17 protein-coding genes, 1 tRNA gene and 1 other RNA gene are annotated in these 14,695 nt (G+C 64.3%); 13 read left to right on the top strand and 6 right to left on the bottom strand.

All coding sequences use genetic code 11. The features are described 5' to 3' along the window. Nucleotides 1-11 precede the first annotated feature (11 nt). A complete protein-coding gene (locus tag N5P29_RS02970; RefSeq protein WP_262277188.1) occupies nt 12-950 on the top strand; it encodes a LysR family transcriptional regulator in 939 nt (312 codons plus the stop codon). 39 nt (nt 951-989) lie between these two features. On the opposite strand, the gene N5P29_RS02965 is transcribed toward N5P29_RS02970, so the two are convergent. Further along, nucleotides 990-1,074 (bottom strand) — tRNA-Ser (locus tag N5P29_RS02965). Between the two features lie 304 nt (nt 1,075-1,378). Between N5P29_RS02965 and N5P29_RS02960 the strand changes: the two genes are divergently transcribed. Continuing rightward, nucleotides 1,379-1,702 (top strand): YqfO family protein, encoded by a 324-nt coding sequence (locus tag N5P29_RS02960; protein ID WP_262277187.1) that lies wholly within the window; start codon nt 1,379-1,381, stop codon nt 1,700-1,702. 12 nt (nt 1,703-1,714) lie between these two features. On the opposite strand, the gene N5P29_RS02955 is transcribed toward N5P29_RS02960, so the two are convergent. Continuing rightward, nucleotides 1,715-2,206: a helix-turn-helix domain-containing protein gene (locus N5P29_RS02955; RefSeq protein WP_262277186.1), complete on the bottom strand. Its 492-nt coding sequence runs from the start codon at nt 2,204-2,206 to the stop codon at nt 1,715-1,717. A 468-nt stretch (nt 2,207-2,674) separates the two neighbouring features. Here N5P29_RS02955 and ffs point away from each other — a divergent pair. The 4 genes from ffs to N5P29_RS02935 all read left to right on the top strand — a co-directional run bounded on the left by ffs (nt 2,675) and on the right by N5P29_RS02935 (nt 7,199). After that, nucleotides 2,675-2,771, top strand: an RNA gene (gene ffs / locus N5P29_RS02950) — signal recognition particle sRNA small type. Between the two features lie 33 nt (nt 2,772-2,804). Continuing rightward, nucleotides 2,805-5,939, top strand: coding sequence for a DNA polymerase III subunit gamma and tau (locus N5P29_RS02945; RefSeq protein WP_262277185.1), 3,135 nt, complete (start codon nt 2,805-2,807; stop codon nt 5,937-5,939). A 33-nt stretch (nt 5,940-5,972) separates the two neighbouring features. Then, the gene (recR, locus tag N5P29_RS02940; protein WP_144661436.1) at nt 5,973-6,572 is read left to right on the top strand and encodes a recombination mediator RecR; all 600 of its coding nucleotides are present in this window, start codon (nt 5,973-5,975) and stop codon (nt 6,570-6,572) included. Between the two features lie 36 nt (nt 6,573-6,608). Then, the gene (locus N5P29_RS02935; protein ID WP_262277184.1) at nt 6,609-7,199 is read left to right on the top strand and encodes a dihydrofolate reductase family protein; all 591 of its coding nucleotides are present in this window, start codon (nt 6,609-6,611) and stop codon (nt 7,197-7,199) included. Here the strand turns inward: N5P29_RS02935 and N5P29_RS02930 are convergent. Next, complete coding sequence (locus tag N5P29_RS02930) at nt 7,196-8,308, bottom strand: hypothetical protein (RefSeq protein WP_262277183.1); 1,113 nt, start codon at nt 8,306-8,308, stop codon at nt 7,196-7,198. The two genes, N5P29_RS02935 and N5P29_RS02930, sit on opposite strands and share 4 nt — an antisense overlap. 88 nt (nt 8,309-8,396) lie before the next feature. Here N5P29_RS02930 and N5P29_RS02925 point away from each other — a divergent pair, with 88 nt between their 5' ends. The 3 genes from N5P29_RS02925 to N5P29_RS02915 all read left to right on the top strand — a co-directional run bounded on the left by N5P29_RS02925 (nt 8,397) and on the right by N5P29_RS02915 (nt 11,039). Further along, complete coding sequence (locus tag N5P29_RS02925; protein WP_262277182.1) at nt 8,397-8,921, top strand: DUF427 domain-containing protein; 525 nt, start codon at nt 8,397-8,399, stop codon at nt 8,919-8,921. A gap of 157 nt (nt 8,922-9,078) precedes the next feature. Continuing rightward, nucleotides 9,079-10,425, top strand: a complete 1,347-nt coding sequence (locus N5P29_RS02920) for an aspartate kinase (protein ID WP_262277181.1) — start codon at nt 9,079-9,081, stop codon at nt 10,423-10,425. A 314-nt stretch (nt 10,426-10,739) separates the two neighbouring features. Next, nucleotides 10,740-11,039 (top strand): DUF4193 domain-containing protein, encoded by a 300-nt coding sequence (locus N5P29_RS02915; RefSeq protein ID WP_018778105.1) that lies wholly within the window; start codon nt 10,740-10,742, stop codon nt 11,037-11,039. A gap of 110 nt (nt 11,040-11,149) precedes the next feature. Here the strand turns inward: N5P29_RS02915 and N5P29_RS02910 are convergent, their stop codons facing one another. From N5P29_RS02910 to N5P29_RS02900, 3 genes are all read right to left on the bottom strand, one after another. Then, entirely contained in the window at nt 11,150-11,509 is a 360-nt protein-coding gene (locus N5P29_RS02910) for a LapA family protein (RefSeq protein ID WP_262277180.1), read from the bottom strand. A gap of 81 nt (nt 11,510-11,590) precedes the next feature. After that, a complete protein-coding gene (locus tag N5P29_RS02905) occupies nt 11,591-11,821 on the bottom strand; it encodes a hypothetical protein (RefSeq protein ID WP_262278496.1) in 231 nt (76 codons plus the stop codon). A gap of 126 nt (nt 11,822-11,947) precedes the next feature. After that, complete coding sequence (locus N5P29_RS02900; RefSeq protein ID WP_262277179.1) at nt 11,948-12,172, bottom strand: hypothetical protein; 225 nt, start codon at nt 12,170-12,172, stop codon at nt 11,948-11,950. A 122-nt stretch (nt 12,173-12,294) separates the two neighbouring features. On the opposite strand from N5P29_RS02900, the gene N5P29_RS02895 reads away from it, so the two are divergent. From N5P29_RS02895 to N5P29_RS02880, 4 genes are read left to right on the top strand one after another with little or no spacing between them, the layout of a single operon-like run. Then, nucleotides 12,295-12,768, top strand: a complete 474-nt coding sequence (locus tag N5P29_RS02895) for a MarR family winged helix-turn-helix transcriptional regulator (RefSeq protein ID WP_262277178.1) — start codon at nt 12,295-12,297, stop codon at nt 12,766-12,768. A 24-nt stretch (nt 12,769-12,792) separates the two neighbouring features. Then, nucleotides 12,793-13,296, top strand: coding sequence for an SSI family serine proteinase inhibitor (locus N5P29_RS02890; RefSeq protein ID WP_262277177.1), 504 nt, complete (start codon nt 12,793-12,795; stop codon nt 13,294-13,296). After that, on the top strand, nt 13,283-14,221 hold the full coding sequence (locus N5P29_RS02885) for a 3-methyladenine DNA glycosylase (protein ID WP_262277176.1): 939 nt from the start codon (nt 13,283-13,285) through the stop codon (nt 14,219-14,221). Before N5P29_RS02890 ends, N5P29_RS02885 begins: the two co-directional genes overlap by 14 nt. Nucleotides 14,222-14,250: 29 nt before the next feature. Continuing rightward, nucleotides 14,251-14,640 (top strand): serine protease inhibitor, encoded by a 390-nt coding sequence (locus N5P29_RS02880; protein ID WP_262277175.1) that lies wholly within the window; start codon nt 14,251-14,253, stop codon nt 14,638-14,640. Nucleotides 14,641-14,695: the final 55 nt, after the last annotated feature.

Genomic DNA, 14,695 nt, shown 5'->3' with positions numbered 1-14,695 from the left:
TGGAGGCCATCGTGCTGGACGTCCGCAGGCTGCGATTGCTGCACGAATTGAAGATCCGCGGCACCCTCGCCGAAGTAGCCGACGCGATGCAGTACAGCCCCTCGTCCGTGTCCCAGCAATTGACGCTCCTGGAGAAGGAAGCCGGGGTGGAACTGCTGCGCAAGGCCGGCCGCCGGGTGCAACTCACGCCGCAGGCAGAGATCCTGGTCGCCCACACCGCTGCCCTGCTGGAGACCCTGGAGCGGGCCGAAACCGAACTCGCCGCTTCGCTGTCCATGGTGACGGGAACAGTCAGGCTGGCCGTCTTCCAATCGGCCGCCCTGGCGCTTCTGCCCGGCTTCCTCAGCATCATGCGCCGGGAGTACCCGGAAGTGCGGGTGGAAATGACCCAGCGTGAACCGGAGACAGCCCTCTACGAAACGTGGGCGCGGGACTTCGATCTGGTGGTGGCCGAGCAGTACCCCGGACATGCTGCGCCGCACCACAGCGGGTTGGACCGCGTCACGCTGACCAGCGACGCCATCCGCCTGGCTACCCCACCGGTCGGGCTGGGTGGCGAGACGGTTTCCTCGCTCGCGGACACGGCATCGATGCCGTGGGTCATGGAGCCAAGGGGTGCGGCTTCCCGCCACTGGGCCGAGCAGGCATGCCGGTCAGCCGGCTTCGAACCGGACGTGCGCTACGAAACCGCCGACCTCCAAGCACAGATCCGGCTCATCGAATCAGGCAATGCCGTGGCTCTAATGCCGGACCTCGTCTGGACCGGACGGAGCCGGACTGTCCAACTGCTGGATCTTCCAGGACTGCCCAAGCGGACGGTGTTCACCTCCACCAGGACCGCTGGCAGGATCCACCCGGCAACAGCAGCGTGCCGCGAGGTCCTGGAGCGGGTGGCCGAAGCGCAGCAGCAGGATGCGGAGCAGCAAGCGGACGCCGAGGTAGCTTCCTAGGAACGCAAAAGGCCCCAGTCCGAAGACTGGGGCCAAACGCGGAGAATGGGGGATTTGAACCCCCGAGGGCGTTAACCCAACACGCGTTCCAGGCGTGCGCCATAGGCCGCTAGGCGAATTCTCCTTGCTTCCGATTCGAAAGCAGATACTACTGTACCCGAGAATTTCGGCATCGTGTAATCGAGGGAAATCGGCACTGCCTGACATGCGCGGAGAAGGTCCGCTTAACGGAAAAATGGACGCCCCCAACGCGCCCATTCTTGCGGCACAACCGTTGAGCTACCGGGTCCGGCCCCTCGCCCCCAGGCCCCGCAGCTCACAACCTTGAGATTGCCCCAATCGGTGTACATAAACATGGTCCGCCGCCGCTCCTTCTTTTGCAATGGTTGAGACCGCTTTGTAGCCTAATTTGCTGACAAGATGTCTCCATGACGCTGCTTCACGCACTGGTGGTTTACGTACCGGAGACGCATATCGAAGAGGTTTTGCTGGCGATCGGAGACGCAGGCGCGGGTCGGATCGGCGACTACTCCCACTGTTTTTACACGTCCCCAGGCACCGGCCGGTTCACTCCCCAACCGGGGGCCCGGCCGTTCGTTGGAAAGGTGGGGATCGAGGAGCAGGTGCCGGAAATCCGGGTTGAGTGCGTGGTTGAGGAAGCAGCGCTCGACGGCGTAGTGCTGGCCCTGCGGGCGGCGCACCCTTACGAGGAGCCGGCTTTCATGACGTGGCCGGTTAATGGGTGGCGGTGAGACTCACGGCCCTCAGGCGAATACGGGCATTCGGCCGGCAGCCAACTCTCCATTGACAACGGCCATCTCGTCAGCGGATAAAAGGCAGACGTCATCTTCGTCGGCGAGATGTTTCGACTCCCGGGCCCAGTTAACGATGTCCGACCAGCACCATAGTGAGATGCCTGCCTGGATGGACGGAAGCGGAAACGGGAATTCCACCTGGCGCTGCCCGGCAACCCAATGCGACACAGCCTGTCGGGACGCGCCCAGCCGCTCAGCAATCTCGGTGCGGGTTACAAAGTCCGGATCTATTGAGACGACCTCGCACCCGAAATCCTTCAATCGTCCCAAGAGGCGGCGGGCGGCCTCGATACCTCCGGGGGCATCCTGCAAAATCGTTACGTACGGAACCCCTGAAAATCGCGACACAAAGGCGTCGAGCTGCTCCACCAAGGAGTCCTCAACCCCCTCCGAGAGCGCCTTGAGGCGGAGGCGCACCTCGAACGTCTGGTCCATAGTCATAGCGCCACGATATACGAGGCTGTTGACAACTGACAACACCTAGCGTCGACTCCTTAAGAGATCATGCTGCCCCGGGCACCGCCGAGCATCCCGCAGAAGAATTTTGGCGCGCAGCGATGGGTTCCTCGGTGTACCGTCAACCCTCAGCTGAGCTCCGGTCGGCCCACAGGGGCAGTACAAATAAAACTTGTGACCTTGGCGCCTCAACCGCCACCCCGACTCAGCCAACAGCCGAACAACGGCGAGTACATCTTTGTGTATCTCCCCGGAGACACTGCGCGGGTCCAACCAATCACCGTTACTCATGGCACTTCACATTTACAGCCCTCTCCGACGAATGTGGCAAGTACCCAATGTGTCTACCAGCGGGCCCCGACATAAAAGCGGTCCCAACCACCCGCCGTCGGGCCCTATCCACAGCCGCCCAAGCGCGATTCGAACCCCAACCCAAGTTCGGGTAAGCTTGTCGACGGCCCCTCATGTGGCGTCATCCTGTTGAACTCCCCCAGGACCGGAAGGTAGCAAGGGTAGATGGGCTCTGGCGGGTGCATGAGGGGTCTCTTATTTAAATGTCAGTCCCTATAGGTAGGTTTCACTTGTGACTGTTACAACTGCCCTGTATCGAAGGTACCGCCCGGACTCTTTCGCGGACGTTATCGGGCAGGAACACGTCACGGAGCCGCTGATGACGGCGCTCCGGAAGAACCGCGTGAACCACGCCTACCTCTTCTCCGGCCCGCGCGGCTGCGGCAAGACCACCTCTGCCCGCATCCTGGCACGCTGCCTGAACTGCGCCGAGGGCCCCACTGACACCCCGTGCGGCAAGTGCCCCAGCTGCGTCGAACTGGCCCGTGGCGGTTCGGGTTCCCTGGACGTCATCGAGATCGACGCCGCCAGCCACGGTGGCGTGGACGATGCCCGGGACCTCCGCGAGCGCGCTACGTTCGCCCCGGTCCGGGACCGCTACAAGATCTTCATCATCGACGAGGCCCACATGGTCACGTCGGCCGGCTTCAACGCGCTCCTCAAGATCGTCGAAGAGCCGCCGGAACACATCAAGTTCATCTTCGCCACCACGGAGCCGGACAAGGTCATCGGCACCATCCGATCCCGCACGCACCACTACCCTTTCCGGTTGGTGCCGCCGGAGCCGCTCATGCAGTACCTTGAGTTGCTCTGCAGGCAGGAGAACGTTCCGGTCGCTCCGGGCGTACTCTCCCTGGTGATCCGGGCCGGTGGCGGCTCTGTCCGTGACACCCTTTCGGTGCTCGATCAGCTCATGGCTGGCGCGGGCCCCAACGGTTTGGACTACGAACTCGCGGTGGCGCTGCTCGGTTACACCCACGCGTCGCTGCTCGATGACATCGTCGACGCCGTTGCCGCCGCCGATGCCGCCACGGTCTTCCGGGCTGTCGACCGGGTCATCCAAACCGGCCACGATCCCCGACGCTTCGTCGAAGACCTCCTGGAACGGTTCCGCGACCTCATCATCGTCCAGGCCATGCCCGAGAGTGCCCAGGCAATCCTCCGCGGAATGCCCGAGGACCAGATCGCACGGATGCGCAACCAAGCCACCAACCTGGGTGCTGCTGAACTCTCCCGCGCCGCCGATGTCACCAACACCGCCCTCACCGAAATGACAGGTGCCACGTCACCGCGGCTGCATCTTGAGCTGCTGTGCGCCCGCATTCTGCTGCCGAGCTCCGAGCAAACGGAGCGCGGAATTGCAGCGCGGATTGACCGTGTGGAACGTCGCCTTAATTACGCGGGCGGCGACGCCGGGACTCCGGTCATTGCTGCAACGGCACCTGCCGCTGAGGTTCCAAAGCAGGCGATTCCTGCTGCTGCGCCGGCACAGGCTGCGCCTGCCGCAGCTCCTGCCCAAGCAGCACCGGTCCCGGAGGTCGCAGGCTCCGGTGCGGAAACAAGCCCGGCTTCTGCTGCTCCCGCCCCATCGGCCCCGCCTGCCCAGGCGCCGTCTACCGATGCCGCCGCACGCGAAGGGCTGACAGCCCCGCGCGTTTCGACAAACGACTGGCCGGTCGAGGATCGCCCTACCACCGACCGCACAGCCCAAGCAGCCGCTCCCCAGGCAGGGCCCACCCAGCAGGCGCCGGCCCAAGAGGACCCCGGTCAGCCGCGGGCCACCCAACCGATACAGCACGCGGCTCCGCCGGCAGCCCCACCCGTGGCACAGGCAGCAGCTGCGGCCCCGACACCCGCTCCCGCAGGGGGCGGCGACGTCGAGACTCTTCGCCGGGCGTGGCCGGATGTGCTGCAAACACTGACCAAGATCAAGCGCAGTACGTGGGCACTCGTTGAACCCAACGCACAGGTCGCCCAGTTCGACGGACAGGTGCTTACCCTGGCGTTCACTACCGGCGGCCTTGCTGGTGCTTTTGGACGGGCAGACCACTCCGAGAACCTACGCCAGGCAATCCACAAGACCATCGGCATTGACTGCCAGATCGTCGCAGTGGCTGGCGGCAACAGCTCAGCGAGCTCTGAGCCAAACCCAAAAGCGCTTACTAGCCGGGAGACGCCGGCTGCCTCGTCCCCAACGGGCGCTTCTGCTGTAACGTCGGCAGCTGAGTCGTCGGCTGCGACACAGGTATCAGCGCCGGCACAGGTGTCGTCGGTTGACTCCGCATGGGGTTTGGCACCTGCGGCAGCAGTGGCTCCTGCGCCGGCGAACCCTGGCCAGCCCGCCCCGCAACAGGCATCATCCCAGGAGCCGGCTCCCAAGCAGACTCCGGCACCAGCAGCAGCCCCCGCGACGCCCGCACCCCCGGCACCCGCGGCCGCCGCTCCGCCCGCGGCAGCGGCACCCGCGGCAGCTGCCCCGCCCGCGGCCGCCGGCGACTACTCCTACCCCGATGACGACTGGGGACCGCCGCTGGACGAGGACGCCCCGCCGTTGGATGAAGAGCCACCGGCTGATTGGGAGCCTCCTTCCGGCTACGGCCGGGGAGCCACGGCCCAGGGGTACCCCCAGACCTCCCCCGCGCAGGCAGCCTCCCCAGCTGGAGCAACCTCCCCCGCGGGAGCACCCACCGGAGCAGGTTCCTCGGCACAGGCACCCCCTGCGCCCAAGCCGTCCGATGACCCGTGGTCCCGCGCAGTAGAGCAGGCCCCGGGCACGTGGGTGGTCGGAACCGAATCCAACGTTGGCAAGGCAACGTCCACCTCGGAGGATTCCCCCGCACCTTCAGTGGTTGCTCCCGATTACGAGCCCGCCGCGGCCCAGGTCCCGGAGACGGCAACCGCACCCTACGGCCACCCAACCAACGCCGAGCAAAACCCAAGCTCCAGCTGGGACGTCGCACCGGCGTCGAGCTGGTCAGGTACCCAAGCCGCCGCCGTAAGCAACGCCCCGGCACCCGAAACCGGCCAGCCCAGCCCCATCCCCACCTGGCCTTCCCTGGCGGCTCAACCCGAGGAAGCGCGTGGTTCCGTTGCCACTCTCGAGGAGGACGCGCCGTCGGGCACTTCCAACGGACGCCAGAGCCTGTACCAGCGGCTGACCAACAGCCCCGAAGCCCAGGCAGGGCGCGTCCAAGCGCCCGTCCGGACGCAAGCAGCCCCGGTTGCTGCACCCGAGGACATCCCAAGCCCGGAGGACGAAACCATCGAGGAATCGAGGGTCTTTGGGCGGGCTGCCGTGGAGCGTATTCTGGGCGGAAAGCTGATCGAAGAGCGCGCCTTGGACGGCTCTCCCCTGCAAACCCGCTGACTCCAGCATTGATTTCAAACAAACGAGGACATTGTGTACGAAGGTGCAGTTCAGGAGCTGATTGATGAGCTCGGCCGGCTCCCCGGCGTGGGCCCGAAATCAGCGCAGCGCCTGGCGTTCCACATTCTGGAGGCCGACCCCGAGGACATGAAACGCCTGGTCACGGCCATCACCACCGTCAAGGAACGGGTGAAGTTCTGCTCCGTCTGCTTCAACGTCACCGAGCAGGAAACGTGCAACATCTGCCGTGATCCGCGTCGTGATCCGTCGGTGATTTGCGTGGTGGAAGAGTCCAAGGACGTGCTGGCTGTGGAGCGGACCAGGTCCTTCCGCGGCAGGTACCACGTCCTCGGTGGGGCCATCAACCCCATTGCCGGCATCGGTCCCGAGCAGCTGCGCATCCGCGAACTCCTGACCCGGCTCAACGACGGCGCCATCCAGGAAATCATCATCGCCACAGACCCCAACCTCGAAGGCGAAGCAACGGCCACGTACCTGGCCCGGATGCTCAAGTCGATAGGTGTCGCCGTGACGCGGCTGGCTTCCGGACTGCCCGTCGGCGGAGATCTGGAGTACGCCGACGAGGTCACCTTGGGCCGCGCCTTCGAAGGCCGGCGCAACGCCCTGTTGTAATCTCGCAACCACAACATTAACCGTGATTGGGGTCCCGTGCGAGAACTTGTCTATTACGTTGCCGTCAGCCTGGACGGCTACATTGCCGGTCCGGGAGGCGAGTTCGATGCTTTTCCCGTGGAGGGCGATCATATGGCCGCCCAGAATGAACGCTTTGCCGATGCCATCCCCACGGTCATTGCCGATGCCATGGGCATCGAGCGCACCGGAACCATGTTCGACACCGTAGTGATGGGTTGGAACACGTACGCCGTCGGACTGCCGGTAGGCATGACAAGTCCGTACCAACACCTCCGCCAGGTGGTGTTCTCACGGACAAAATCCGAGGCTGACATCCCGGGCGAACATCCCAACCTGAGGTTGACCTCCGAGGACCCCGTAGAGGTGGTGCGACGGTTGAAGTCGGAGACTGGCCGGTCGATCTGGCTCTGTGGTGGCGGAGAACTGGCCACACAGCTGGCCGATGAAATCGACAGGCTTGTGCTCAAACGCAGCCCGCTGCTCTTTGGCGACGGGATTCCGCTCTTTGCACCCGGCACCTACCAGCCACGTGCTTTCGACGAGGCAGGCACCACGGCATTCGACTCGGGCGTCGTGATCTCCGAATACGTGCGGCGGAAGATCTAGCCGGAAACCGAATCAGTCGTCACCCGTCGGGAGGCCAGCCAGCGGCCTGCAGCAAGCACCACCGCGGCGAACAGGCCCTGCAGGAACAACCCCGTGAGAGCCACCGGCACCGCGGGTGCCAGGCCGTCGCTGGAGACCCCGCCGAGACACGGGACTTCCCTCGCAGGCCCGTCAGCCGCGAACTGGAGCCCGGACAAAACCCAGGCTACGTCGTTGTCCGGCGGAACAAACTCCGCCCCGACGCTGGCTAGCAACAAGGCCGGGTGCGACGCCGCCAACCATGCCACCCTGTCCGTGTGCGCCACTTCCACCTGGTGCAAGCTGCCAACACACTCGTAGGCAGTGATTCTCCCGGCGTCGTCGCGCTCCACATTCACGGGGACTGAAGCGCTGGCAAGGTCCGTGGTTCCGGGCAGCAGGAGAACGGTGAGGGCTACATTTCCTGCGCAGAAAAAGGCCGCCAGCACGGAGGCCAGGGCGACACCCGGGACGGCAGCAGCGAAGCAAGCACGCGAACCGGCCCCCATGAGCCCGAACACAGCCACTTCAAGGACCACCACGACGACGGCGGCACCGGCCAGCGCGAGAGGCCCGCCGCTGCTGATGCCCAGCATGAGCAAAAACGGCAACGCCACCACAGCCAGAGCCAGCCCCCGCAGAGCCCCTGCCAGAAGCATCACGCGGACACTTTCATGGACGTGCCGGAATCCCCAGACGACACCGAGCACGGCTGCCGGGAAACCAAGGAATGCCGCCATGATCACGAAGGTGGCCGCGGGCATCGCGTTCCCGATCCAACCATTGCGCAGCGCCCAGGCGAGCAGTCCTGCAGCTGTTCCCCCGGCGACGGCCACCCCTGAACAGCACGAGAGCCAGAACAGCCACGATGAAAAGGACTTCCGGGCATCCCGCCAAGCGATTCCGGCGGCGTTCTTAAAGACAGCGTTCTTGAATGCTGCGTTCTTGTAGCCGGCGTCGCGTGGTGGATTGGAACCATGGCCGGACTGCCCGGTACGGGGCTGGTCATCAACCAGCCCACCCCCGATGACCTCGTACTCGGGCTCATTCCAGCCGTCATCACGGCCTGGATGGTCAGGGATGCCGGCCATTGCCACACGCAATCCTCATGATGTGGATGGTACGCCGGGCGGACCGGCACCGACATCAATTGCGGGGAGAAGGTGGCACCATGGAGTCATGGTTTCCCTTCCCGGTTTCCCCCATTCCAAGCGGCCGCACCGCATCCATCCCGCGCCCGGACAGGAATCCGTGTGGGACTATCCGCGGCCGCCGCGGGTGGAGGCCCGTTCGGAGAGGATCGTGGTGCGGCTGGGTGGCCATGTCATTGCTGACACCGTGGATTCAGTGCGGGTACTGGAGACAAGTCATCCGCCCGTCTATTACCTGCCGTTCGATGCCTTTGCGCCCGGGGTGCTGGTCCCCGTGGACGGGGCTACCTTCTGCGAATACAAGGGCATGGCCGGGTATTTCGATGTCGCAGCAGGCGGGATGGTGGCTTCCCGGGCCGGGTGGACGTACCCGGAACCCAGCCGCGGTTTCGAAGCACTACGGACCCGGGTGGCCCTCTATCCCGGCCGGATGGACTCCTGCGAAGTGGACGGCGAGCAGGTAACGCCTCAGGACGGCAACTTCTACGGCGGCTGGATTACGCGGAACATCGTGGGTCCTTTCAAGGGCGCTCCGGACACTGCCGGGTGGTGAGCTCCCCCGGCCGCTGTTTGTGTGGCCGCCATGTGGTCACAATTCCTGCCAGCACTGCGCCCGGCGATAAACTGGGCAAATAAGCTACGCAGGCGTGCTCCAATTTGGAATTCAGCATGCCGCGTTCGAACCCTATTGATGCAGTGAGGGTGCGCGCATGACTATGCCCACTACCGAAGTGAAGATCGACGAGCTCGCAGGCGGGGCAGCCATTACCAAGCAGCTGATCGTCCAAAAGTTCGGCGGCTCCTCGGTTGCCGATGCTGATGGCATCAAGCGGGTCGCACAGCGCGTCGTGGATGCGCAAAAGGCCGGCAACGAGGTCGTGGTGGTTGTCTCAGCAATGGGCGACACAACTGATGAACTTCTGGACCTGGCCGGACAGGTCACGGACTCCGCGCCCGCCCGTGAGATGGACATGTTGCTGTCCGCCGGCGAGCGCATTTCCATGGCATTGCTCGCCATGGCGATCAACAAGTTCGGCGCCTCGGCGCAGTCCTTCACGGGCTCCCAGGCCGGCATGATTACCGACGGTATCCACGGCAAGGCGCGGATTATCGACGTCGACCCCCACCGTATCCGCACGGCCCTGGACAAGGGACACATCGCCATCGTCGCGGGTTTCCAGGGCATGAGCCGCAGCACCAACGAAATCACCACCCTCGGCCGCGGCGGTTCGGACACCACCGCCGTCGCCTTGGCTGCAGCCTTGGAAGCGGACGTCTGCGAAATCTACACGGACGTTGACGGCATCTACACCGCCGACCCCCGCGTGGTGTCCTCGGCCCAAAAGATCGACCGGATCTCCAGCGAGGAAATGCTGGAACTGGCCGCTTCCGGCGCCAAGATCCTCCACCTCCGGTGCGTGGAGTACGCCCGCCGCTTCGGTGTGCCGTTGCACGTCCGTTCTTCATTCAGCCACAAGGAAGGCACCTGGGTCATCCCGGGCGCTGACGAAAAGTTCACGATTCAAGAGGGAGTTGCCTTGGAGCAGCCAATAATCTCCGGCGTTGCACACGACCGGTCCGAAGCCAAGGTCACCGTTGTGGGCGTCCCGGACATCCCCGGCAAGGCTGCCGCGATCTTCCAGGTGATCGCCGATGCCCACTCGAACATCGACATGATCGTCCAGAACGTGTCCACGCACGGCACCGGCCGCACGGACATTTCGTTCACCCTTCCCATCGTGGAAGGCGCCGACGCCCTGGCCGCCCTCCGTGCCGCTGAGGCACAGATCGGCTTCGAGAGCATCGAGTACAACGAGCACGTCGGCAAGCTTTCCCTCATCGGCGCGGGCATGCGTTCGCACCCGGGCGTTTCGGCCACCTTCTTCAAGGCCCTCTCCGACGCCGGCATCAACATCGACATGATCTCCACCTCGGAGATCCGTATCTCCGTCGTCACAAGCGCCGATGCCCTCGATGACGCCGTGCGCGCCATCCACAATGCGTTCGAGCTCGACGGCGACGCCGAGGCAACCGTCTACGGCGGCACCGGCCGCTAAGGCAGTTTGGTGACGGCCACCGCCGTCGAGGTTTACCTTCCCGGAAGTCCCCGGTCCCGTCTTGGGACGGGGGCTTCCGCGGTTGAGTCCACTGCGCTCCTTCGAGGGTCCTTCCGCCCTCGGTGAACGAATTACAGTCTTAGGACGTTGATCTGCGTTAATACAGGGGTGAAATGGCGCGGTTGACGGCTTTTTGGGGCGTCACCGACGTGGTTTTCGCCACAAGCTGTAGAACTGGGGTATGGTATGGAATTTTCATGGCATGCTGTACGTTGCATACCCGGTAACCCCCTAACACGAAGAGGCATTAAAAAGTGGCAGCCGATTACGACGAACTCCGTACCGATGTAAAAGAGAACCAGGAGCAGTCTCTCCAGGCTCTTCAATCTGCCAGTGCCCCCACGGCCAAGAGCGTCGTGCTGGAACTGGACGAAACCGACGGCCTTGACGCCAACGGCCCCGGCGGCGAAATCGTCGCCGAAGAGCTGGTCATCCAGGTCATCCCGCAGGCAAACGACGAGTTCACCTGCAACTCTTGTTTCCTGGTCCGCCACCGCTCGCAGATTGCGCGCGAAAAAGATGGCGTTGCCTACTGCACTGACTGCGAAGGCTAAGACGACCCACTACCCCGGCGGACTGAACGTCGTCAGGGAGTGCCGCCGTCGGGATTAAATTGCGGAAGGACCGGAGCATTCGCTCCGGTCCTTCCGCAGTTAACTAATACTTAGGGCGCTACGCCCGGGCCTCCCACCGCTTTCCGGCGCCGGTGATCTGTAATACGCAGCTGGAGTATCCGCGCTCCGCCCGCGAGCGCAACAAGCACACCGCCACCCACGGCCGCGATGAAAAGCGTGGTGCCCAGGGCGAGCGTTCCCTCAAGACCGAGGAACCGGACCGTGACCATGTCCTGGTTCTGTACGAAGAAGACGATCAGCATCACCAGGACCACCAGGCCCACGGCGACTGCTACCCATAGGGCAGCCGTGCGGGTTGGCCGGGTGCTTGGTGCCGACGCTTGTGACGCCGGACGGCCTTGGCGGTCCGCGCCAGCAGGTACTCCCGTGGCGTCATCGTGGATACTCATGTGGCGGCCCCCTTCAGTTCCGGCGATAATCCGCATTCATATAATAAGCATGCTGATCATTGCCGGAACAGGGGCTGCATCCTAAACAGAGTAATCAGTTGATGTCGCGCCGGGATCGTTGTTCCGCACCGCGTAGTGGTGACCTTCGGAATCGGTCTCGATGTCGAAGTTCTTCAAGTCGGCCTCGGAAGCGGTCTCGAAATTGTCGTGCTTGTGAACTACCGGAGCGTCCGTGTCGCCGTGGGTTGCGGGCCCAAAGACGAACTGTAGCCGCTCGGTCACATGCTGGAAGCCCTCCAACTTGCGTCCCATGCTCATCCACCCCCTTTCTTGCGGAGAGAAAACGGCAGGGCGGGCAGGCGCCGTCCGTGACCCAATTTTACGCCCGGAGGCCGTAAAAGGCTCCGGACGGGTCGGCGGCGACGGCGCGGGCCGGGCTTAGCGCAGGGACTTGTCCTCGGGATTGCGGGGAACCACGTAGGTGCTGCCGTCGGGGCGGCGGATGGTTTCCCACTGCTGGGTTTCAGCCTGGCGCTGGGCGAGCAGCTTCCGGTTCGCCTCGGTCATCTCGTGATCGAGGGAGCTGCTGTGCGCCGGTCCAAAAACGACGCGGAACTTCCCCGTTGCGCGCATGAATTTCCGGGTGAAGGATTCCTTTGCCACGCTGATCGACTCCTCGGTGTTCGACGGTTCAATACCTTCATAGTACGCTAATAATTAGTGCACTAACTAATCCACCCACCCCAAGGTGTAACCTCGTCAGTGCAGCGAGCAGGAGGAAGCAAATGACAACCGTCAGCGAAACCACCCAGGAAACCGACGACCTCCTGTTGGAACGCCAACTGTGCTTCGCCCTGACCGTTGCCTCGCGCAGCGTGGTCGGAGTCTACAAACCGGTCCTTGAGAAACTCGGACTGACCCACCCCCAGTATTTGGTGATGCTGGCCCTGTGGGAACGGAGCCCCCGGACCCTGAAGGACATCAGCGACAGCCTCCTCCACGACCCCGCCACCCTCTCTCCGTTGCTGAAGCGGCTGGAAGAAGCACAGCTCATCACCCGGGAGCGCGTAGCGGGGAACGAGCGCGCACTGGCCATCACACTCACGGACAAGGGAGCGGCACTGCGCGCCAAGGCCACCGAAGTACCCGGTGAAATCCGTAACCGCCTGCAGCTCACGCGCGAGGAAGTCGCCGAACTCCACCAGGCAATGACCGGCCTCATTGCTGCCACTCAGCGCACTTCCACCAAGGCCACGTAAAATGGGAGCAACCTAGGAGATTCCATGCGCCTGCGATTTGTCCGACCACTGCTGGCAGTATTTGCTGTCGCCGGCCTCGCCGCATGCTCCAGCACCCCCGCCCCGGGTTCCTCGGGCAGCACCAGCCCATCGCCGTCGTCGGCCACGTCCAGCAGCCCGAGCAGCAGCCCGGCCGCCACGGCCGGTCGAGGCGATGCCCAACTGTCCATCACCCTCCGGGAAACCCCGGACGCGTCGCCCCAAAACTTCACCCTGGTCTGCACCGGCGGCGTGCCTGCGGCGGAAAGCAAGCACCCGTCCCCCGCAGAGGCCTGTGCCGCGATCAAGAACAATCCCGCCATGCTGAGCCCCGCTCCCCCGCGTGCCGACCGGGCCTGCACCATGCAGTTCGGCGGCCCGGCAACTGCCACGGTGACCGGCTCAGTGGACGGCAAGGAAGTCACCGCGGCCTTCAACCGCACCGACGGCTGCCAGATCGGCATGTGGGACGCCGCCAAGAGCGTCCTCGGATCCGATGGCGGGCACTAGGCTGCGGCACCTCCCCCAAGAGCAATGGCTCGGGCTGGAGGCCGCCCATCAAGCCCGCGTTGCGCAATACGCGGACCCCTACCTTGCCCGGCGTTCGGCGGGAAAAAAGCACCCGGTCGAGGACTTCCTCTTCACGTACTACACGCAGAAACCGGGACAGTTGCTGCGCTGGCACCCCGGGGACGGCGTGGTCCTCAGTGGCCCGCGGGCGCTGGAACGTGCCGGTTGGAAGTTTTACAAGACGCTCGACGACGGCGAACTCGCCTCGGTGGGACTGCCTGCGGGTGCGCCTGCGGTCACTTTCGACCGCGCCGGCTTCCTGGCCGACCGCGCCGAAGCAGTCCGCTTCGCGGGGATCATCCTGGCCGGCACGGCAAAGCGCCCTGCGCAGTTCGGCTGCTTCGGGCTGCATGAGTGGGCCATGGTGTACCGGCAGGAGAAGTTCGAGCTGCGCCACGAATACCTGAAGCTGCGGCTCGGCGGCGAGGGCACAGACGCCGTAGTGGAAGAGAACCGCATCCGCTGTTCCCACTTTGACGCTTTCCGCTTCTACACTCCGGACGCCATTGCCTTGAACGAGCTCACGCCCACCCGTGAAGACCAGCGGACCATGGAACAGCCCGGATGCCTGCACGCCAACATGGACCTCTACAAGTGGGCCTACAAGCTGACTCCTGCGCTGCCGGGCGGGCTGGTGATGGATTGCTTCGAATTGTCGTGGCGGATCCGTGCCATGGACATGCAGGCCTCGCCCTACGACCTTGAAGAATGGGGTTACCCGCCCATCAGGATCGAGACACCGCAGGGCAAAGCCGAGTACGTTGAATACCAGCGGGCTTTCGCAGCCGAATCCCAGGAGTTGCGGGCCCGCGTGCTCCAGGCAGTAGGCCCGCTCTTGGACGAGGTGAGCGGCCTGGCCGCCTGAGCACCCGACGCCACCAGCGAAAGGTCACCATGGTCTCCCCGAACCCCACCGAGTACGACGTCGACCTCACTGTCACGCTGACGGAGTCCCCTGGCGCTGAAAGCAGGGTCTTCCACCTCCGGTCCGCCGCCGGTGTTTTGTCGCCGGACCCGGAGTCAGTGGACTCGAACCTGCCGGACGCGCCTGCGGCGCTTGCCGCCGTCGAGCAGTTCGGGGAGGAGATTTTCTTCCCGGAACCACGGTTGGACCGGATCTGCACACAGCAGTATGGCGGGCCCCAGGTGGCCGAAGTGACAGGTTGGTTCCGTGGTCGCAAGGTGCACAGCCACTTCAGCAGGACCGACGGCTGCGAGATTGCGCGCTGGAAGGCCGTATCGGCGCTGCTGGGCAACACCGGAGGCTCGACGGGCGCCGTTTAAACGCAACGCGGGGTCACTTATGGCCCATAAGGGTTGCCCGAACGGGCCATAAGTG

This window comes from Paenarthrobacter sp. JL.01a (genome assembly GCF_025452095.1).
GTDB lineage: Bacteria > Actinomycetota > Actinomycetes > Actinomycetales > Micrococcaceae > Arthrobacter.
Note: the sequence above shows the minus strand (reverse complement) of the source record. Positions and strands in the feature narration are given on the sequence as shown.